The organism is Pantoea sp., from assembly GCF_032114055.1.
In the GTDB taxonomy this organism is placed as follows: Bacteria; Pseudomonadota; Gammaproteobacteria; order Enterobacterales; family Enterobacteriaceae; genus Pantoea.
This window is the reverse complement of the sequence record NZ_DAMCTB010000001.1, coordinates 764,384-784,672: the sequence shown is the minus strand read 5'-3', so window position 1 is coordinate 784,672 and position 20,289 is coordinate 764,384. Positions and strand designations below refer to the sequence as shown.

The 20,289-nt window shown below is 57.9% G+C and carries 20 protein-coding genes; 14 read left to right on the top strand and 6 right to left on the bottom strand.

The window, feature by feature from the left end:
- Both moeB and moeA read right to left on the bottom strand, forming a co-directional pair.
- Complete coding sequence (moeB, locus tag RT657_RS03705) at positions 1 to 759, bottom strand: molybdopterin-synthase adenylyltransferase MoeB (RefSeq protein WP_313652563.1); 759 nt, start codon at positions 757 to 759, stop codon at positions 1 to 3.
- The gene (gene moeA, locus RT657_RS03700) at positions 760 to 1,995 is read right to left on the bottom strand and encodes a molybdopterin molybdotransferase MoeA (RefSeq protein ID WP_313652562.1); all 1,236 of its coding nucleotides are present in this window, start codon (positions 1,993 to 1,995) and stop codon (positions 760 to 762) included.
- A 254-nt stretch (positions 1,996 to 2,249) separates the two neighbouring features.
- Here moeA and RT657_RS03695 point away from each other — a divergent pair, with 254 nt between their 5' ends.
- From RT657_RS03695 to RT657_RS03660, 8 genes are all read left to right on the top strand, one after another.
- Positions 2,250 to 3,209, top strand: a complete 960-nt coding sequence (locus RT657_RS03695) for an isoaspartyl peptidase/L-asparaginase (protein ID WP_313652561.1) — start codon at positions 2,250 to 2,252, stop codon at positions 3,207 to 3,209.
- A 9-nt stretch (positions 3,210 to 3,218) separates the two neighbouring features.
- A complete protein-coding gene (locus tag RT657_RS03690) occupies positions 3,219 to 5,075 on the top strand; it encodes a dipeptide ABC transporter ATP-binding protein (RefSeq protein ID WP_313652560.1) in 1,857 nt (618 codons plus the stop codon).
- A 54-nt stretch (positions 5,076 to 5,129) separates the two neighbouring features.
- Positions 5,130 to 6,662 (top strand): glutathione ABC transporter substrate-binding protein GsiB, encoded by a 1,533-nt coding sequence (gene gsiB, locus RT657_RS03685; protein WP_313652559.1) that lies wholly within the window; start codon positions 5,130 to 5,132, stop codon positions 6,660 to 6,662.
- A gap of 46 nt (positions 6,663 to 6,708) precedes the next feature.
- Positions 6,709 to 7,638 (top strand): glutathione ABC transporter permease GsiC, encoded by a 930-nt coding sequence (gene gsiC, locus RT657_RS03680; protein WP_313652557.1) that lies wholly within the window; start codon positions 6,709 to 6,711, stop codon positions 7,636 to 7,638.
- Positions 7,635 to 8,540: a glutathione ABC transporter permease GsiD gene (gene gsiD, locus RT657_RS03675; protein WP_313652555.1), complete on the top strand. Its 906-nt coding sequence runs from the start codon at positions 7,635 to 7,637 to the stop codon at positions 8,538 to 8,540. The genes gsiC and gsiD overlap by 4 nt, the downstream gene beginning before the upstream one ends.
- Positions 8,541 to 8,542: 2 nt before the next feature.
- Complete coding sequence (locus RT657_RS03670) at positions 8,543 to 8,992, top strand: DUF4385 domain-containing protein (RefSeq protein ID WP_313652704.1); 450 nt, start codon at positions 8,543 to 8,545, stop codon at positions 8,990 to 8,992.
- Positions 8,993 to 9,500: 508 nt separating this feature from the next.
- Positions 9,501 to 10,136, top strand: coding sequence for a carbonic anhydrase (locus RT657_RS03665; protein WP_003852320.1), 636 nt, complete (start codon positions 9,501 to 9,503; stop codon positions 10,134 to 10,136).
- A 118-nt stretch (positions 10,137 to 10,254) separates the two neighbouring features.
- Positions 10,255 to 11,391 (top strand): PQQ-dependent sugar dehydrogenase, encoded by a 1,137-nt coding sequence (locus RT657_RS03660; protein ID WP_313652554.1) that lies wholly within the window; start codon positions 10,255 to 10,257, stop codon positions 11,389 to 11,391.
- Between the two features lie 125 nt (positions 11,392 to 11,516).
- On the opposite strand, the gene RT657_RS03655 is transcribed toward RT657_RS03660, so the two are convergent.
- The gene (locus RT657_RS03655) at positions 11,517 to 12,173 is read right to left on the bottom strand and encodes an HAD family hydrolase (RefSeq protein ID WP_313652552.1); all 657 of its coding nucleotides are present in this window, start codon (positions 12,171 to 12,173) and stop codon (positions 11,517 to 11,519) included.
- Positions 12,174 to 12,444: 271 nt separating this feature from the next.
- On the opposite strand from RT657_RS03655, the gene RT657_RS03650 reads away from it, so the two are divergent.
- Complete coding sequence (locus RT657_RS03650) at positions 12,445 to 13,647, top strand: serine hydrolase (protein WP_313652551.1); 1,203 nt, start codon at positions 12,445 to 12,447, stop codon at positions 13,645 to 13,647.
- A 226-nt stretch (positions 13,648 to 13,873) separates the two neighbouring features.
- Here the strand turns inward: RT657_RS03650 and ybjG are convergent, their stop codons facing one another.
- A complete protein-coding gene (gene ybjG / locus RT657_RS03645; RefSeq protein WP_313652550.1) occupies positions 13,874 to 14,479 on the bottom strand; it encodes an undecaprenyl-diphosphate phosphatase in 606 nt (201 codons plus the stop codon).
- Between the two features lie 413 nt (positions 14,480 to 14,892).
- The gene (locus tag RT657_RS03640; RefSeq protein ID WP_313652549.1) at positions 14,893 to 16,581 is read right to left on the bottom strand and encodes an aspartate:alanine antiporter; all 1,689 of its coding nucleotides are present in this window, start codon (positions 16,579 to 16,581) and stop codon (positions 14,893 to 14,895) included.
- Positions 16,582 to 16,839: 258 nt separating this feature from the next.
- On the opposite strand from RT657_RS03640, the gene ybjM reads away from it, so the two are divergent.
- Entirely contained in the window at positions 16,840 to 17,205 is a 366-nt protein-coding gene (gene ybjM, locus RT657_RS03635) for an inner membrane protein YbjM (RefSeq protein WP_313652548.1), read from the top strand.
- Between the two features lie 74 nt (positions 17,206 to 17,279).
- Here the strand turns inward: ybjM and RT657_RS03630 are convergent, their stop codons facing one another.
- The gene (locus RT657_RS03630) at positions 17,280 to 17,543 is read right to left on the bottom strand and encodes a GrxA family glutaredoxin (protein ID WP_111141213.1); all 264 of its coding nucleotides are present in this window, start codon (positions 17,541 to 17,543) and stop codon (positions 17,280 to 17,282) included.
- Between the two features lie 254 nt (positions 17,544 to 17,797).
- On the opposite strand from RT657_RS03630, the gene RT657_RS03625 reads away from it, so the two are divergent.
- The 4 genes from RT657_RS03625 to RT657_RS03610 all read left to right on the top strand — a co-directional run bounded on the left by RT657_RS03625 (position 17,798) and on the right by RT657_RS03610 (position 20,278).
- On the top strand, positions 17,798 to 18,049 hold the full coding sequence (locus RT657_RS03625) for a DUF1418 family protein (RefSeq protein ID WP_313652546.1): 252 nt from the start codon (positions 17,798 to 17,800) through the stop codon (positions 18,047 to 18,049).
- A gap of 16 nt (positions 18,050 to 18,065) precedes the next feature.
- Positions 18,066 to 18,788 carry an oxygen-insensitive NADPH nitroreductase gene (gene nfsA, locus RT657_RS03620; RefSeq protein ID WP_313652545.1) on the top strand — a complete coding sequence of 241 codons (723 nt, stop codon included), beginning with the start codon at positions 18,066 to 18,068 and terminating at the stop codon, positions 18,786 to 18,788.
- A gap of 20 nt (positions 18,789 to 18,808) precedes the next feature.
- On the top strand, positions 18,809 to 19,711 hold the full coding sequence (gene rimK, locus RT657_RS03615) for a 30S ribosomal protein S6--L-glutamate ligase (protein WP_313652543.1): 903 nt from the start codon (positions 18,809 to 18,811) through the stop codon (positions 19,709 to 19,711).
- An 87-nt stretch (positions 19,712 to 19,798) separates the two neighbouring features.
- Positions 19,799 to 20,278 (top strand): YbjN domain-containing protein, encoded by a 480-nt coding sequence (locus tag RT657_RS03610; RefSeq protein ID WP_313652542.1) that lies wholly within the window; start codon positions 19,799 to 19,801, stop codon positions 20,276 to 20,278.
- The last annotated feature ends 11 nt before the right edge of the window (positions 20,279 to 20,289 follow it).

Below are 20,289 nucleotides of genomic sequence, written 5' to 3'. Positions count from 1 at the left end.
TTAACCGCCATCGCCACACACTTCACAGTGCGGGTCCTGCGCGACTTTCATGTTGCGGAACTCTGCGCTCATCGCATCGTACATCAGTAACCGGCCAGTAGCGGGCGAGCCAAAGGCGGTCAGAACCTTAATCGCCTCCATTGCCTGCATCGCGCCGATGACGCCAACCAGCGGACCCATCACGCCAGCTTCCACGCAGCTCAGGGTTTGCTCTCCAAACAGGCGGCTGATACAGCGATAGCAGGGCGTACCGGGCTGCCAGTGAAATACGCTGATCTGGCCTTCCATCCGGATTGCCGCGCCGGAAACCAGCGGAACCCGCTGCTGACGACAGAGCCGGTTAAGCTGTTCACGCACCGCAACGTTGTCGGTGCAGTCCAGCACCACCTGCTGCCGGGCAATCAGCGCCAGCAGGGCCGCATCATCCAGTTTCCCGTTGACCGCATGTAACTGGCAGTGTGGATTGATGGCCGACAGACTCTGCGCGGCTGAATCCACTTTGGCACGGCCAATATCGGCATCATGGTGCAGAAGCTGCCGTTGCAGGTTAGAGTGCGACACGGTGTCAAAGTCGAGCAGCGTCAGGCTGCCGACACCGGCCGCCGCCAGCCAGGGCGCAGCGGCACAGCCCAGTCCGCCCAGTCCGACGATAAGCGCATGACTCGCTTTCAGCCGCTCCTGACCGTCAAAATCGAAGCCGCGCAGGACAATCTGCCGGTTGTAGCGCAGCATCTCCTCATCGCTTAATTCGGGCAGCATTTACGCCTCCAGCAGGCTATTGAAAGGTTCTACGTCCACCCATTCGCCCGGTTCCACGTTACCGCGATCCCGTTCCAGCACAATAAAGCAGTTAGCCTGCGCGAAAGAGCTGAAGACGTGGGAACCCTGCATCCCGGTGGTGACCACCTCCCGTTCACCCTGGTCATTCTGCCGCAGGATGCCGCGCTGAAAGTCGAGCCGGCCCGGTGACTTTTTCAGACGCGAGGCACAGCGCACTTTCTGACGCAGCGGCAGCGCCGGTTTTTGCTGGCCGGTGAGGGTGGCAAGCAGCGGCTGCACCAGCTGATAGAAGGTGACGGCGGCAGAGACCGGATTGCCCGGCAGCCCACAAAACCAGCTGCTACTGAGGCGACCAAAGGCAAAGGGCTTGCCGGGTTTGATCGCCAGCTTCCAGAAGCTGATAGCACCCAGCTCCTCCAGCATACTTTTGGTGAAATCCGCTTCCCCGACGGAGACGCCGCCGGTGCTGATCACCACATCCGCCTGCCGATCCGCCTCTGTAAATGCGTTGCGTAGCGCGGCGGGATCGTCTTTGATGATGCCCATGTCGATCACTTCACAACCCAGCTTTTGCAGCATCAGTGACACCGCAAAACGATTGGTGTCGTAGATCTCGCCTTCCGCCAGCGGCTCGCCGACCGGCCGGAGCTCATCGCCAGTGGAGAAAATCGCAACCCGCAGTTTTCGCAATACGCTGACCTGCGCAATACCGAGTGAGGCAAGAAGAGGCAGCTCTGCCGCGCCCAGACGGGTTCCTGCCGCCAGCACCACGTTGCCTTGCTTTATATCGTCGCCCGCCAGGCGGATATTTTGTCCCGGGCGCACCGGGGCGGTAATCACAATCGCGTCACCCTGAGTTTCGGTCTCCTCCTGCATCACCACCGCTTCACAGCCTGCGGGGACCGGCGCGCCGGTCATGATGCGGATTACGCTGCCCGCTGGCCATTCGCCACTGAAGGGGGCGCCGGCAAAGGCTTTTCCTGCTACAGGTAACGGCTGGCCGCTGCTGGCGTCGGCCAGCCGGACGGCATAGCCATCCATTGCGGAGTTATCAAAAGGCGGTACAGCAATCGGTGAGGTCACGGCGCTGGCCGTAATACGACCAGCCGCCCCGGCCAGCGTTACGCTGAGCGAGTCGGTGATGGGCGTCAGCTGTGACAGCATTTTTTGTTGCGCCTCCTCAAGGGAGATTAAACCTGCGGTAAAACTTTCCATGAACAGTCAAGCCTGGTTGTGTCAGATGCTGCCTATTATGGTGGGAATTGGCCGCTGAGTCACATCGCTGTCAGTCTGGCTGCAAGATGTTATGGCAAAAGTTATCCGTGTGGTAAGAAAAGGTTATAACCGCAGGAACAGTTTCCGCTTTACAACACTTAGCAGGCTTCCTATAGTCAAAATCCACCCAAAAAAGATGAAACTCATTTTAAATCAGTGTTTTTCGTCCGGATGCAACCACAGGACAGAGCCTTATGGTCAATGCAGTGATCGCCATTCATGGGGGCGCAGGTGCCATCACGCGTTCAGCAATGAGCGCCGAAAAGGAGCAGGCATTTCGCCAGGCGTTACAGGATATCGTCACACAGGGTCAGCAGATCCTGGCGCAGGGCGGCAGCGCGCTGGATGCAGTGACAGAGGCGGTGCGTCTGCTTGAAGAGTGTCCGCTGTTCAACGCCGGAAAAGGTGCGGTGTTCACGCATCAGGGTACGCACGAGCTGGATGCCTGTGTGATGGATGGCCGGACGCAGAACGCGGGCGCGGTCGCGGGCGTCACACGGGTACGTAACCCGGTGCTGGCGGCGCGCGCGGTGCTGGAACACAGCGAGCATGTGCTGTTTATCGGCGAAGGCGCTGAGCAGTTTGCCCTGGCACAGGGACTGACGCCGGTGGCGGCTGACTTTTTCTCGACGCCGGCGCGCCGGGAGCAGTTACAGCGCGCCCTGAACAGCGATGCCGCAGTGCTGGACCACGATGGAGCCGCCCAACGTGATGAGCCGCTCGATCCGGACCGCAAGTTTGGCACCGTCGGCGCGGTCGCGCTGGACCAGGCCGGCAATCTCGCCGCCGCCACCTCGACGGGGGGCATGACCAATAAGCAGGCCGGACGGGTCGGCGACTCGCCCCTGCCGGGGGCGGGCTGCTATGCCAGCAACGACAGCGTGGCCGTCTCCTGCACCGGCACGGGCGAAGTTTTTATGCGCACGCTGGCGGCCTACGATGTCGCCGCGCAGATGCGCTACGCCGGGCGCTCGCTGCAGCAGGCCAGCGTCAATGTCATTCATGACACGGTGCTGGAACTGGGCGGCAGCGGCGGACTGATCGCTGTGGATCGCGCAGGCAACGTGGCGCTGCCGTTCAATAGCGAAGGCATGTACCGGGCCGTGGCGCGGGTCGGTGAAGCGGCGGACGTCGCGATCTATCGCGAAAATTAAGGAGCTGAGATGAGCGACAGGCAAACGTTACCGCCGCTGGCCCCGGAACAGGTGCTATTGGTGCGCGATCTCAGTGTGCGTTTCCGGCACGAAGAGAGCGTGACGGAGGCGGTGCGTCATCTGTCACTCGATCTGTTTCGCGGCGAAACCCTGGCGCTGGTGGGGGAGTCCGGTTCCGGAAAATCGGTGACGTCGCTGGCGCTGATGCGGCTGATTGAGCAGGCGGGCGGAAGCGTCAGCGGCGATGTCCAGCTGCGTCGTCGTAACGGCGAGGTGCTGGATCTGATGCGCGCCTCCAGCGCGCAGATGCGGCGGGTGCGTGGCGCAGACATGGCAATGATTTTTCAGGAGCCGATGACCTCGCTGAATCCGGTTTTCTCTGTAGGCGAGCAGATCGCCGAATCAATCCGGCTGCATCAGGGGCTGGGCCACGCCGGGGCGCTGGCCGAGGCGCGCCGGATGCTGGATCTGGTGCGCATTCCCGACGCGCAGAATGTTTTATCCCGTTTTCCGCATCAGCTGTCGGGCGGAATGCGTCAGCGCGTAATGATCGCGATGGCGCTCTGCTGCAAACCGGCGCTGCTGATTGCCGATGAGCCGACTACCGCGCTCGACGTCACCATTCAGGCGCAGATCCTGCAGCTTATCCGCGTGCTGCAGAAAGAGATGCAGATGGGCGTGATTTTCATCACGCACGACATGGGCGTAGTGGCTGAAATGGCCGACCGGGTGCAGGTGATGTATCGCGGCGACGTGGTCGAGAGTGCCCCGGTCGCCGAACTGTTTAGTGCCCCGCAGCAGCCTTACACCCGGGCGCTGCTGGCAGCAGTACCAAAACTTGGCGCGATGCAGGGTCAGCCTCTGCCAGCGAAATTTCCGCTGCTGCACAGCGACGGGCCGGATGACACGCCGCAGGACACGGTCCGTCGCCAGCAGCCGCCCATTCTGCAGGTGCGCGATCTGGTGACCCGCTTCGATATCCGCGGCGGCCTGCTGAACCGCGTTAAAAGCCGGGTTCACGCCGTGGAAAAAGTCAGTTTTGATCTCTATGCCGGTGAAACCCTGGCGCTGGTGGGGGAGTCGGGCTGTGGCAAATCGACCACCGGACGTTCGTTGCTGAAACTGGTGGCCAGCCAGGGCGGCACCCTGACGTTCGATGGACAGCGGATAGATCATCTCTCGGGCGCGGCGCTGGCGCATCTGCGGCGAGACATTCAGTTTATCTTTCAGGATCCCTACGCCTCTCTCGATCCCCGGCTGACGGTGGGCTTCTCGATCATGGAGCCGCTGCTGGTACACAAGGTGATGCCGCGCCGGGAAGCAGAACAGCGCGTCGCCGCGCTGCTGGAGAAGGTCGGACTGCTGCCGGAACATGCTCAGCGCTACCCGCATGAATTCTCCGGCGGACAGCGCCAGCGCATCTGTATTGCCCGTGCGCTGGCGCTGAACCCCAAAGTGGTGATCGCCGACGAGTCTGTTTCCGCACTGGACGTGTCGATTCAGGCGCAGATCATCAATCTGATGCTTGATTTGCAGCGCGAACTGGGCATCGCCTTCCTGTTTATTTCTCACGATATGGCGGTGGTGGAGCGTATCAGCCATCGCGTGGCGGTGATGTATCTCGGTCAGATTGTCGAGATGGGGCCGCGTCAGGCGGTGTTTGAGCGGCCTCAGCACCCCTATACCCGAAAACTCATGGCGGCAGTGCCGGTAGCCGATCCGGCTCACCGGCGTCGTGAACGAGCCTTACTGGTCGATGAGATCCCCAGCCCGATTCATGCGTTAGGGGATGAACCTGAAGTGGCGCCGCTGATAGAGGTGGCTCCGGGCCATTTCGTCGCCCGCCATGTTATCAGCGCGACCTGAACAGTGACGATGTCGCTCCGGCGACCAACCCGACAGGGATTACAGGAGAACAAGATGCAGATGACGATGCGTAAAGGGGTACTGGCGGCTGGCGTGCTGAGTGCAATGACCCTGCCCGCCTGGGCAGCACAGGATGCGGTGATTGCGGTCGCCTCCAGCTTTACCACCCTTGACCCCTATGATGCCAACGACACGCTGTCGCAGGCGGTCGCGAAATCATTCTATCAGGGGCTGTTTGGTTTCGATAAAGAGATGAAGCTGACCAATGTGCTGGCAGAAAGCTATCAGGCCAGCCCTGATGGCCTGACCTACACCATCAAACTGCGGCCGGGCGTGAAATTCCAGGATGGCACCGACTTCAATGCGGAGGCGGTGAAGGTCAACCTCGACCGCGCCAGCAATCCGGATAATCATCTCAAACGCTACAACCTGTTTAAATATATCGCCAGCACGGAAGTGGTGGATCCGACGACGGTGAAAGTGACGCTGAAGACGCCGTTCTCCGCCTTTATCAATAACCTGGCGCATCCGGCGGCGGTGATGATTTCGCCCACCGCGCTGAAGAAATATGGCAAAGAGATCGGTTTCCACCCGGTGGGCACCGGTCCGTTTATTTTCGAGACCTGGAATCAGACCGATTTCGTCAAGGTGAAGAAGTGGGATGGCTACTGGAAGAAGGGCTATCCGAAGCTGGACAGCATCACCTGGCGTCCGGTGGTGGACAACAACACCCGTGCCGCGATGCTGCAGACCGGCGAGGCGAACTTCGCTTTCCCGGTGCCCTATGAGCAGGCGAAACGACTGGAGAAAAACAGCAAGCTTGATGTAGTGACCACGCCATCCATCATGCAGCGCTACATCAGCCTGAACGTGACGCAGAAGCCGTTTGACAACCCGAAAGTGCGTGAAGCGCTGGCGTACGCCATCAACCGTCAGGCGCTGGCGAAAGTGGCTTTCTCCGGTTATGCCACCCCCGCCACCGGCATCGTGCCGCCCGCCATCGACTTTGCACAGACCTATCCGGCCATCAGTTACGATCCGGCCAAAGCCCGGGCGCTGCTGAAAGAGGCAGGTTATCCGAACGGCTTTGAAACCACCCTCTGGTCGTCCCACAACCACAGTACCGCGCAGAAAGTGCTGCAGTTCACGCAGCAGCAGCTGGCGCAGATTGGTGTGAAGGTGAAAGTCACGGCGATGGATGCGGGTCAGCGTGCCGCCGAAGTAGAGGGCAAAGGCCAGAAAGAGAGCGGGGTACGGATGTTCTACACCGGCTGGTCTGCCTCCACCGGTGAGGCGGACTGGGCACTGACGCCGCTGTTTGCGACGGCAGCATGGCCACCGGCGATCTTCAACACCGCGTTTTACAGCAATCCAAAGGTCGACAAGGATCTGGCCGATGCGCTGAAAACCACCGATCGTGCAGAGAAAGCGCGGCTCTATAAAGACGCTCAGGACACCATCTGGCAGGACCATCCGTGGATCCCGCTGGTGGTCGAACAGCTGGTTTCTGCCAACAGCAAAAACCTCAGCGGTTTTTATGTGATGCCCGATACCTCATTCAATTTTGATGAGGCCACTCTGAAGTAACGGAGCCGGCCAGCCCACGTGGCTGGCCGAAGCTGCAGGATGTTACATGCTTAACTATTTTCTTAAACGGCTCTTAGGGCTGATCCCCACACTGCTGATTGTGGCGGTGCTGGTGTTCCTGTTTGTTCATTTGCTGCCGGGCGATCCGGCACGGCTGATTGCCGGACCAGAAGCCGATGCGTCGGTCGTGGCGCTGGTGCGTCAGGAGCTGGGGCTGGATCTGCCGCTGCCGCAGCAGTTCGGGCACTTTATGCTGAACGCGCTGCAGGGCGATTTTGGTCAGTCGATGGTGTCGAAGCGACCGGTCGCCGAAGAGATCGCCACGCGCTTTATGCCGACCCTGTGGCTGACGCTGGCCAGTATGATCTGGGCGGTGATTCTGGGCATGGCGATCGGCATCGTCTCCGCCGTCTGGCGTAACCGCTGGCCTGACCGGCTGGGCATGACGCTGGCCGTGTCAGGTATTTCTTTTCCCGCCTTTGCGCTGGGCATGCTCCTGATGCAGGTCTTCTCGGTGGAGCTGGGCTGGCTGCCCACGGTCGGAGCGGAGAGCTGGCAGCATTACATCCTGCCCTCCATTACCTTAGGCGCAGCGGTGGCGGCTGTCATGGCGCGCTTTACCCGCGCCGCCTTTGTCGAGGTGATGCAGGAAGATTATATGCGCACTGCCCGGGCCAAAGGGGTGCGGGAATCGCTGGTGGTGGTGAAACATGGCCTGCGCAACGCCATGATCCCGGTGGTGACCATGATGGGGCTGCAGTTTGGCTTTCTGCTGGGCGGTTCGATCGTTGTCGAAGTGGTATTCAACTGGCCGGGTCTGGGGCGTCTGCTGGTGGACTCGGTGGCGATGCGCGACTATCCGGTTATTCAGGCTGAAGTGCTGCTCTTTTCACTGGAATTTATTCTGATCAATCTGTTTGTCGACATGCTCTATGCGGTGATCAACCCCGCTATTCGCTTTAAGGAGTCGCGATGAAAAACTGGCGACGTGAAGCCGCACTGAAAACGATGCCGCTCATCGCGGAGAACCGGGTACGCACGCCGTGGCGTGAGTTCTGGCGACGCTTCAGGCGTCAGCCGGTGGCGATGCTGGCCGGGACGTTTGTGCTGCTGCTGATTGTGCTGGCCGTGGTGGCGCCGTGGATTGCACCGTTCGATGCAGAAAACTATTTCGATTATGACCGGCTTAACGACGGACCGTCGCTGGTACATCTGTTTGGCGTCGATTCGCTGGGCCGCGATATTTTCAGCCGGGTGCTGGTCGGCACGCGCATCTCCCTGATTGCCGGCTTCTTCTCGGTGGTGATCGGCGCGCTGATTGGCACGCTGTTCGGGCTGCTGGCAGGCTATTACGAAGGCTGGTGGGACCGCATCACCATGCGCATCTGCGACGTGTTGTTTGCCTTTCCCGGCATTCTGCTGGCGATTGCAGTGGTGGCCATTATGGGCAGCGGCATGAGCAATGTGATTGTGGCGGTCGCGATCTTCAGCATCCCGGCTTTTGCCCGCTTGGTACGCGGTAACACACTGGTACTGAAGCATCAGACCTATATCGAGTCGGCACGCAGCATCGGGGCTTCAGACTGGACGATTCTGATGCGCCATATCCTGCCCGGCACCGTCTCACCGATTGTGGTTTATTTCACCATGCGGGTAGGCACCTCGATCATCACCGCGGCCAGCCTGTCGTTTCTCGGCCTGGGGGCGCAGCCGCCCACGCCAGAGTGGGGCGCGATGCTCAACGAGGCGCGGGCTGACATGGTGATCGCCCCGCACGTCGCCATTTTCCCCAGCCTGGCGATCTTCCTCACTGTTCTGGCATTTAATTTACTCGGCGACGGGCTACGCGACGCGCTTGATCCTAAACTTAAACGATGACAATAAAACCTTTCGATTATGATCAGGACTTCAGCACAATCGACTTCCGCCAGCACCCTGAACGTTATCAGGTCGGGCGCGGCGAGCAGGGTGTGCTGATGGTCGAGCCTTATAAGAGCGAAATTCTGCCGTACTGGCGATTTCGTACTGTCCCCATTGCTGAAGAGTCGGCAGAGAAAATCATGGCGCTGTTTGAGGAGTACCGGCGTCAGGACGATTTCGTCGGCATGGATATGGCGCGCAAATTCATTCAGATGGGTTACACCCGGGCGCGCCGTTACAGCAATCATAAAGGGGGACGCAAATATGATGCTGACGGCAAGGAGCTGCCGCGCGGCATCAATGAAGAAAAAGCCGCAGCGGCGGCGATTTTTAAGGGCTACTGGGATAAATTGCGTGAGGACGAGGACTACCTGCGACGCAAGAAAGCGCATCAGCAGCAGTATGGCTAGCGGCTGAACCGTCGTGCATGACTGCGCAGACCGGTGTGCTGTTGCGCGATCCGGTCGGGCGCGACCATCCCGTCTCCTCCCTGCATCCTGTCTCTGCGAACCCCGGATCCTTCTGCGTCCCGCTGTGCGATACCGGGCGTTTCAGACGGCCGGCAGGGTCGCCTGACGCCGCCGCGCTATCGGGCTGGGACTGCGCACAAAATCGCGCTTCACGGTCGTCCCCGGCGTAAAGTAGTGAAAAAACGCGTAAAAGCGCGTCGCCTTTCTGATGGAAAAATGCAGCAGGATTGCATCCCCTCATTTCCAGTAACCTGCGGTGCTGTAAAAAGAAATTGGTGCTGAAACCGTCGAATCGCGGATAAGCGAAACGCTGGCCGTGGCGGGATTTCCGCGTCAGGTGAAAAACGTGGGTTGATATTGACTTGTTTTCATTAATAATAAACCCGCTAACCCCACTGAGGGGGCTATGCCCCTCAGGTAATGAAATGGATAATGTGAGAGCTAAATAATGAAAGAGATCATCAACGGATTTCTGAATTTCCAGCAGAATGTGTTTCCTGAAAGGAAGGATCTTTTCAAAAGCCTGGCGTCAAATCAAAATCCAAAAGCGCTGTTTATTTCCTGTTCAGACAGCCGTCTGGTGCCTGAACTGGTTACGCAGCAGGAGCCAGGAGAGCTGTTCGTTATCCGCAATGCGGGCAACATCGTGCCTTCTTTTGGTCCGGAGCCAGGTGGTGTCTCGGCCACAATCGAATATGCTGTGGTTGCGCTGGGTGTCTCTGACATCATCATCTGCGGTCACTCCAACTGCGGTGCAATGAATGCTATTGCTTCCTGCGCATGCATGGATACCATGCCTGCCGTTGAGCACTGGTTGCGCTATGCTGATGCGGCGAAAGCCGTGGTCGAGCAGCGTCAGTATGATTCACCCGAGAAGAAGCTGAACGAAATGGTTAAAGAGAACGTTATCGCTCAGCTTAACAACATGAAAACCCATCCTTCGGTTTCCGTGGCACTGCGCAACGGTAAGCTGCGCCTGCACGGCTGGGTTTACGATATCGAAAGCGGCACCATCATGGCGCTGACCCAGGGGGGCAAGCAGTTCATCACCCTGTCTGATAACCCTGATACCTGCTTCGAATAATGCCTTTCGCCCGCTGCAACCGGCAGCGGGCTTTCTGTTTAATCTTTTGTAAATCCTCAGGTTCACCGCGCGTCGTGTGACTACGCTTAAGGGCACGTTACCCCGCCAGGAGAACCCTATGTCCCGTCTTTCCACTGTCCTGCTGCTGAGCAGTACACTGTTCTGTGCCTCGCCGCTGTTTGCCGCCGACGTCAAGGTAGAGGTGTTACAGGATAAGTTACAACATCCATGGTCGGTTGCGTTTTTGCCCGACAATAAGACCCTGCTGATTACCGAACGCAGCGGCCAGCTTCGTAGCTGGAGCCCTCAGGAGGGATTGTCGCAGCCGATCGCCGGCGTGCCTGCGGTCTGGGCAGAGCGGCAGAGCGGCCTGCTGGATGTCGTGCTGGCGCCGGATTTCGCCACCAGTCGTCATGTCTGGCTCAGCTATACCAAAGCGAACAGCGACGGCAAAGCGGGCGCAGTGGTGGGCGTGGGCACGCTGAGCCAGGACAACCGCAGGCTTACTGATTTCCGTGAAGTTATTCGTCAGACGCCGCAGCTCTCCAGCGGCAACAACATCGGCACCCGGCTGGCGTTTGATACGCAGGGCTACCTCTGGATCGCCTTCGGCGATAACTTCGTCAGTGGCGCAGCGCAGGATCTTGATAAGCTGCAGGGCAAACTACTGCGGCTCAATGCGGATGGCAGCCTGCCGGACGATAACCCGTTTGCGAAACAGCGCGGCGCACGACCCGAAATCTGGGCCTATGGCCTGCGTAATCCGCAGGGGCTGGCGCTTAATCCCTGGACCGGCATTATATGGGAGAGTGAACACGGCCCGCGCGGCGGCGATGAAGTGAATATCATGAGCCGCGGGAAAAATTACGGCTGGCCGCTGGCAACCTACGGCATCGATTACAGCGGTGACAAGGTGCCGGAGTCGCAGGGCACCCACGTTGCGGGCACTGAACAGCCTCTCTGGCACTGGAAGGTTTCGCCCGCGATCAGCGGCATGGCCTTTTACAACAGCGCCCGTTTTCCGCAGTGGAAAAACTCGCTGTTTATCGGTGCGTTAAAAGAGAAAAACCTGATCAGGCTGACGCTCAACGGCGAAAAAGTGGTGGAGGAGCAGCGCCTGCTGGACGATCAGAAAGCCCGGATCCGCGATGTGCGGCAGGGGCCGGATGGGTATCTCTATGTGCTGACCGATGAGGCCAACGGTAAGCTGCTGAAGGTGGGCTTAGCGCAGGATGCTGGTGCGTCCCGCGGCTAAACGTCCGGTTTATCTGCCTGTCCGGGCCGGGCACAGTTCCCCCTCACGGTGAGCAGGGCGGGGTGTTCCGCACTCTCCGGTCCGGACTGCCCGCCATGCTGGCACCTGCGGGCAGAGGCGCGAAGTCAGCGCGCCCAGTGACAGACCTGCCATCCGCGGTTAACCGCTTCCCGATGCAGTTGTTCATCCGGGTTGATGACATAGGCATGATCGGCCTGCTCCAGCAGCGGCAGATCGTTCATCGAGTCGCTGTAGGCCCAGGTGCGATCAAAGGTTTCATCCTGCTGCAGCGCTTTCCAGTCCCCCAGCCGGGTCACTTTGCCCTGTTTATAGGTCATGGTGCCGTAGGTGTTACCGCTGTAGCGTTCATCGACAATCTCCACGCCAATCGCCAGCGCGCCGCAGGCACCCAGTTTTTCCGCAATCGGCACCACCAGATGTTCACCGCTGGCGGAGATGATCATGACTCTGTCGCCGCGCGCCCGATGCCACTCGATCCGTTCACGGGCGGCAGGGAAGACGCGGGGCAGGATGTCGCGATGAATAAAGCGGCGCACCCAGCCCTCGACGGTCAGCGTAGCCATACCAGCCAGCGGGGAGAGGGTTTTGTTCATATACTCTTCAATCGACAGCGTGCCGGCATAATAGTGACTCATTAATGCCTGTTCCTGATCGATCAGTTCGCTGGGGGCGAATCCCTGTGAAACCAGCCAGCGCAGCCACAGGCTGGTACTGTCTTCACAAATCAGTGTTTCATCGAGATCAAAAAGGGCTAAGTCCATGGTCGGTCTCCTCGGCTGAGTGGCTTTCAGGTTAGCCGAAAATTGTGACGGGCTTAACTTTTCTGCGAAAAATCGGAATTTCACGCAGTTCGGATGGCGCTACTAAGGTGGCAGAATGCCCTGAGGCGGCGACCCGTCCGGGCTGATTCGACTAAACTTTAAAAAACTTTACGATTCGACGGTTTTTTTCGCCGCCGCCAACGGTTAGCGTTTGAGTGAGAATTTTCTGCCTCGGGAATTTCGTTTCAACAAGGACAATCCGGCCAAGCCCATGACAAACACTCGCTTTACATCTCGCCTTCGGCACCTCGCTGCCACCTCAATACTGATTCTTGCCCCCGTCAGCGTCTTTGCTGAGCAGGCCCCCGCCGCGCCGGGCATCGACGCGAAGGCGTGGATCCTGATGGACTACGCCAGCGGCAAAGTGTTAACCGAATCGAGCGCCGATCAGCGCCTCGATCCCGCCAGCCTGACGAAAATGATGACCAGCTACGTCGTCGGTCAGGCGATCAAGGCGGGTAAAATCAAGCCGGATGATATGGTCACCGTTGGTCAGGATGCCTGGGCCACCGGCAACCCTAAGCTGCGCGGCTCTTCGCTGATGTTCCTCAAGCCGGGCGATCGCATCCCGGTACACGAGCTGAACAAAGGTATCGTGATTCAGTCCGGCAATGACGCCTGTATCGCGCTGGCGGACTATGTCGCGGGCAGCCAGGACGCCTTTATCGGCCTGATGAACAACTACGTGAAGGCGATGGGCCTGCAGAATACCCACTTTATGACGGTGCACGGTCTGGATGCCGAGGGGCAATACAGCACCGCGCGCGACATGGCGCTGATTGCGCAGGCGCTGATCCGCGATGTGCCCGAAGAGTATGCGCTGAACAAAGAGAAAGAGTTTACCTTTAACAAAATCCGCCAGATTAACCGTAACCGCTTGCTGTGGAGCACCAACCTCAAGGTGGATGGTGTTAAAACCGGGCATACCTCCGGCGCGGGCAATAACCTGGTGGCGTCGGCGACCGAAGGCGACATGCGTCTGATCTCCGTGGTGCTGGGCACCGCCAGCGATGCGATCCGCTTCCGCGAGAGCGAAAAGCTGCTGACATGGGGCTTCCGGTTCTTTGAGACCGTCACGCCGATTAAGGCCGATGCACCTTTTGCGCAGCAGCGGGTCTGGTTCGGCGATCGCAGTCAGGTCAACCTGGGCGTGGCGAAAGATGCCGCGCTGACCATCCCGAAAGGGCAGATGAAGAACCTCAAGGCAAGCTACAAACTCACTACGCCACAGCTGGAAGCGCCGCTGAAGAAAAATCAGGTGGTCGGCACCATCGATTTCCAGCTGGATGGGAAGACGATTGAACAGCGGCCGCTGGTGGTGATGCAGGATGTGCAGGAAGGGGGCTTCTTCAGCCGCATGTTTGACTTCGTGATGATGAAGTTCAACGGCTGGTTCGGGAAGTGGTTCTCATAAGCGGGCGGGGTGCGCTGAGATCTCCCTGAGAGCGTTGATTCATGTGCCCCGAGCGGCAGAACAGAGTCTGCTCCCGGAACCGATCAGCGTGGTAAAACGCAACATTGTTTCTCCCTGAGATGCCCGTCCCGCGCCGTTCATGGCGCGGGACGCTCTGTTTCACTTTTCCTGTTTCGCTCGCGTTCGCTTATCCATTGCGATCAGATCCTGACCCCGACTCTCTTTCTTAGTCCTGTGTCCAGCCTTTGCGAATCGGCACCGCAAACAGCGCGCGATAAAGCGGATTAATGACCGCCAGCAGCCGTTCGCCGTAGAACTGCCATGCCAGATGCGAAGCCAGGCAGCTTAACAGCCCCACCAGGAAGCCGCCCAGCATATCCATTGGCCAGTGCACACCCAGATAGACCCGGGACCAGGCGATAGCGCAACCCACCACCATCAGCACCACACCCGACCAGAGGCGATGCCAGAAGATAAAGGCCAGCGCAAAGGTAAATATGGTGGTGCCGTGATCGCTGGGATAGGAGTCATCGGCCGCATGATGCAGGAACTGATAACCTAAACCAATGGCGAAAGGGCGGGGATGCGGTAACAGCTGGCCGACACACCAGGAGATCGCCAGCGCATAGATCAGCGCCATGCCGGTTTTCAGAACCAGCACCCGCTGTGAAGAGACCTGATCGCGCGGTCCCCAGAGCCACATCGCCACAATTAACAGCGGCACAATGGCGATAAGATCTTTGGCAATAAAGGTCGCCAGTTGCAGTAACCAGGCGGGCGATGCCGGTGTGGCGTTGATAGCAGTAAATAAGGCGTGATTCAGCTCTTCCATTTCGGGATAAATTCCTCAGCAGGCAGCAGGGTTAACGGCAGCGGATGACATAGCGTCAGGCCGTCAGATAACCGCGGCAAAAAACGATCGGCGACAGTGCGCTCCCCCAATTAATCAGCACAAATTGCTAATCAAACAGCGGTCTATCCTGCTTTTTACAACGCAGTCCGTCTATAGAAAGGCTCTTAATCTGGGGGGAAGTTGTGGAATGGTTTAAGTTTTATGACAATTCAGAGACGGTAAGTTGCCGATTCGGCAGGCATCCTGCGGGCCGGAGAGCGATAAAAGCCATAAAAAAACCCGCCGGGAAAAAGACCAGCGGGCTCCACAATTTGGGGATTTTCAAAGAAAAGCAGTGGCACTTATTAGGACTGCGGCTTAACAATAAAGTTCTGGACGCAGTCAAAAAAATTTTATAAAGGCAATATCGGCCAGATAATCACAATCAGCGTGCCGGCCAGCGTCAGTAAAACGTTGGCGATAGCATAGGTGCCGGCATAGCCCAGCGCCGGAATATTGCTGCGTGCCGTGTCGCTGATGATCTCCATGGCAGGCGCACAGGTGCGTGCGCCCATGATGGCGCCAAACAGCAGGGCGCGGTTCATCCGTAGCACGTAGGCACCAAACAGATAGCAGAGGATCACCGGCACCAGGCTGACCAGCAGGCCGCACAGCAGCATCAGCGCACCGTCGCTGCTGACGCCGTGATTAATGCCGCTGCCGGCACTTAATCCCACGCCCGCCATAAACACCATCAGACCGAACTCTTTGACCATCGTCAGGGCGCCCTGCGGGATATAGCCAAAGGTCGGATGGTTGGCTCGCAGGAAGCCGAGCATGATCCCGGCGAACAGCAGACCCGCCGCGTTACCGATACCAAAACTGAAGTTGCTGAACTGGAACGTGATCAGCCCGATCATCAGCCCCACAATAAAGAAAGCACAGAATGCCAGCAGATCGGTCATCTGACTGTGAATGGCGATAAAGCCAATGCGATCCGCCACGCTTTTTACCCGACGCGCCTCGCCACTGACCTGCAGCACATCCCCTTTATTGAGCATGATGCTGTCGTCAATCGGCATCTCAATCTGGCTGCGGATAACCCGGTTCAGGAAGCAGCCGTGATCGGTAAGGTTTAATTTGCTCAGGCGTTTATTAACCGCATTATGGTTCTTCACCACGATCTCTTCGGTGACGATACGCATATCCAGCAGATCGCGATCGAAGACCTCTTTGCCGTTGCGAAAGCTGGGGTCAAGCCGGGCGTGAGCATCGGGATAACCCACCAGTGAAATATCATCGCCGAGCTGCAACACCGCATCGCCATCGGGACTGGCAAGAATACCGTTGCGGCGGATGCGTTCAATATAGCAACCGGTCTGACGGTAGATGCCCAGTTCGCGCAGATTTTTACCCCCGCTCCACGCAACCAGCTCCGGACCGACACGGTAGGCGCGGATCACCGGCAGGAAGACTTTGCGCTGGCTGTCGGCGTCCAGTCCGCGCTCACGGGCAATCTGCTGGGCGCAGGTCGGAAGATCCTGATGTTGCAACCGGGGCAGATAGCGCGCGCCAAATATCAGGCTGACCAGACCGATCAGATAGGTCACGGCATAGCCGAGACTCAGCTGATCCTGCATCATGGCAAGCTGCTTTGGATCGCCGATGCTTTGCCGCAGCGTGTCGCCTGCCCCGACCAGAACCGGCGTGGAGGTCATTGACCCAGCCAGCATGCCCGCAGTAAGACCGATATCCCAGCCAAAGAGTTTGCCCAGCCCGAGTGCCAGCGCCAGCGCGCTGACCACCATGACGATGGCGAGCATGAAATAGTTTTTTCCGTCGCGGAAGAAAATAGAAAAAAAGTTGGGACCGGCTTCCACACCCACACAAAAAATAAATAGCATAAAGCCCAGGCTCAGGGCATCCGTATTAATCGTGAAGTGCTGCTGGCCTAACAGGAGAGAAACAACCAATACGCCAATTGAATTTCCCAGCTGAACCGAACCAAGGCGTAACTTACCCAGACAGAGGCCGAGCGCCAAAACGACAAATAATAACAAAATGTCATTTCCGCTTAACAATCCTGCGACGTTAATATTCACTGTTTAACTTCTTGTTTACATGTAACCTGTTGAAGAGTGGCCTGTTTTTCGCTATCGTGAGCAGGCCGTTGAAAAACCGTTGTATCAACACTGCCAATGGAACCTTTAGTGCGGCGCTATTCTAATCACAAATATCATCCTCAGCCATTGGCACGTTGTTTTCATTGCCACGGCGAACTGTTTCTTTTTATTTCCATCAGAACGCATCAGGGTTAACAGCAGGTTATTGTCAGAATTACTTTTCATCAGTGGGGTGATATGCCGCAGCGTTCTTATCTCTGGAGTACCCGCCTGTGCGGCGTGGTGCTGTACAGTCTGGTGTTTGTCTTTACCTGTCATTTCTGGCAGGTCGGTCCCGGTCCGCTTCGTGGCCAGCCCGAACTCTTGCTGTTTATGTTGCCCGGCATCGTGATGGCCCTGTTGCAGGTGGAAAGCCCGTTAAAAAGCACGCTAATGATGGGATTATGGGGAACATTACTGGGCGCAATCCTGTTAAATAACAGCCTGTTTGTTTACAGCAGCACACTCTTCGTGCTTGCCTGGTGCCTGAGCGCACTTTTCTGGGCGGGCTGCGGGGCGCTGCTGGTACGGCTGATGCAGATTGTGATGGCGTCACTTCAGTAGCGGCTGACGGGCAGGCAATAAAAAGGCGAGACAGGAATATCCTGCCTCGCCTTTTCTGCTTCTGACCTCACTGCTTACGCAACAAAGCCCAGATTTTCTTTGGTCCAGGCGGCAAACTCGGTATAGCCACCGATATGTTTCTCATCCACAAAAATCTGCGGCACGGTGCTGACCGGCTTGCCAGCGCTGGCTTCCAGGTCGGCTTTGGTGATGCCTTCAGCCTGGATATCCACATACTGGTAGCTGAAGTCATCGCGTTCAGCCGTCAGTTTGTCGGCCAGTTCATGAGCACGGACACAATAGGGACAGCCTGGGCGACCAAAAATTACAGCAATCATTGAGAACTCCTTACGGCGACTATTGTGTGATGGATGTCACACAACAAAACAGGGAAGGGGATCCATGATGCCCGCTCGTATCGCTTAAGGAAAGCAGGATTTGCCTGTTAGTCTGATGCCCGCTCGCTATAGCCGCACGGTCAGGAAGCGTCTGAATCTGATGCTTTTTCGCCCGCGGTGCAGCGTATCCCGCGCAATTTTGGGGTTGTTGACCATAATTGACGCTCAGTCATCCGCAAAGGCAGGAGGATGTGATGCAAAGTATGGCCCGATTACCGCGAGTGGTTGTGCTGCTTGAAGCGGCGGGTGGCCTGCTCATTCTGGGCGCGCTGTTGCTGATAAATCACTGGCTGCCGCTGCCCGGTCAGATGGATGCCAGCACACCGGCCACGGTGCTGTTTATCACGGGTGTGCTCCTGATGCTGCCTGCGGCCTGGCTGTTAATGTGGCGTACCGCGAAAGCGATCGCGCCACAGTTGTTTAATCAGATTGATAAAAAAAGATAATATTGCTGGAGACTTTATGACACCGACCATTGATTTACTGTGTAGCCACCGTTCCATTCGCGCGTTTACTGACCAGCCCGTCAGCGATGAGCAACGCGAGGCGATTATTACTGCGGCGCAATCGGCCTCCACCTCCAGTTTTTTACAGTGCTCATCGATCGTGCGTATTACTGATAAAGCATTGCGCGACAAGCTGGTTCCCCTGACAGGCGGGCAGACCTGGGTGGCGGATGCAGCGGAATTCTGGGTCTTCTGCGCTGACTTTAATCGCCATCTGCAGATTTGTCCGGATGCGCAGCTGGGCCGTGCCGAGCAGCTGTTGCTGGGCTGCGTGGACACCGCGCTGATGGCGCAGAATGCGATGGTCGCTGCCGAATCCCTTGAGCTGGGTGGCGTTTTTATCGGCGGCATCCGTAACAGTATTGCGGAAGTGACCGAACTGCTGGGTCTGCCAAAATTTGTTCTGCCGCTGTTCGGATTCTGCCTGGGGCATCCGGAGTCAAAACCGGACGTGAAACCGCGTATGCCGCACGCGATGCTGGTGCATGAGAACCGCTACCATCCGCTGGATCCGGCCGTACTGAAAGAATACGATAGCCGCACCGAACTTTATTATCAGCAGCGCGACAGCAACCAGCGTAGCGAAACCTGGAGCGAGCTGATTCAGCGCCTGATCATCAAAGAGACACGCCCGTTCATGCTGGATTATCTGCATCAGCAGGGCTGGGCTACGCGGTAAACCTGAAACAGGGAGCTGAAATGAAGATAGCCATTCTGTCACGCGATGAGACGCTCTACTCCAGTCAGCGACTGCGTGACGAGGCAGCTGCACGTGGCCATGCTGTGCAGATCATCGATCCGCTCTCCTGTTATATGAATATCAACCCGGCCTCTCCGGCGGTTCACTATCGGGGTGAACCGCTGGCGCATTTTGATGCCGTGATCCCGCGTATCGGCAACGCCATTACCTTTTATGGCACGGCGGTGCTGCGGCAGTTTGAGATGTGCGGCAGCTATCCGCTCAATGAGTCCGCCGCCATTACCCGTACCCGTGACAAGCTGCGCTCGCTGCAGCTGCTGGCGCGGGAGGGGATCGACATGCCGGTCACCGGCTTTGCCTCTTCACCCGATGACACCCAGGATCTGATGGCGATGGTAGGCGGGGCGCCGCTGGTGGTAAAGCTGGTCGAAGGCACGCAGGGTATCGGCGTCGTGCTGGCAGAGACCCGTCAGGCAGCGGAAAGTGTCATCGATGCCTTTCGTGGCCTGAATGCGCATATCCTGGTGCAGGAGTTTATTAAAGAAGCCGAAGGGCGCGATATCCGCTGTCTGGTGATTGGCGATCAGGTGGTGGCCGCCATTGAGCGGGTGGCGAAAGAGGGCGATTTTCGCTCTAATCTGCACCGTGGTGGTAAAGCGTATCCGGTGGCGATCACGCAGCAGGAGCGGCAGATCGCCGTGCAGGCAGCGGCGACGCTCGGCCTGGACGTGGCGGGCGTTGATATTCTGCGCGCCCATCGTGGTCCGCTGGTGATGGAAGTCAACGCCTCACCCGGTCTGGAAGGTATTGAGCGCTGCTGCGAGCTCAACATCGCCGGCCTGATGATCGCGCATATCGAGCAGCAGGCTACCCCCGGGCGCCGTCCTAAAACCGCTGGCTGATCCGCGCTTTTCAGTAGTTTTCGTGGCATCGTCGCGCATTTTTCCGTAAGCTAAGTCGCCTGTTTATCACCCCACAGAGATTTTACGATGGATTCTCTTGTCGTTCCGGATATCGACCTGTTGCGTCGCTGGCTGGATCAGCAAAATATCACCTGGTTCGAATGCGATGCCTGTCAGGCACTTCATCTGCCACACATGCAAAACTTCGATGGGGTGTTTGACGCCAAAATCGATCTGGTCGACAACGTCATTCTCTTTTCGGCACTGGCTGAAGTGAAGCCGACGGCACTGATCCCCCTGGTCGGTGATTTGTCGCAAATCAATGCAAGTTCACTGACCGTGAAAGCCTTTGTCGACATTCAGGATGATAATCTGCCGAAGCTCATTGTCTGTCAGTCTATGGTCACGACCGCCGGATTAACCTTTGGTCAGTTCTCGCACTTTATGAAACAGAGCGAGGAGCAGATCTCCATGGTGATCCTGGAAGCCTTCGCCAACAATCTGCTGATTGTCGGCGAAGAAGAAGAGCACGTTCCGGTGACCAGCGTCCATTCCGTGCTGCACTAAGCCTGACAGGG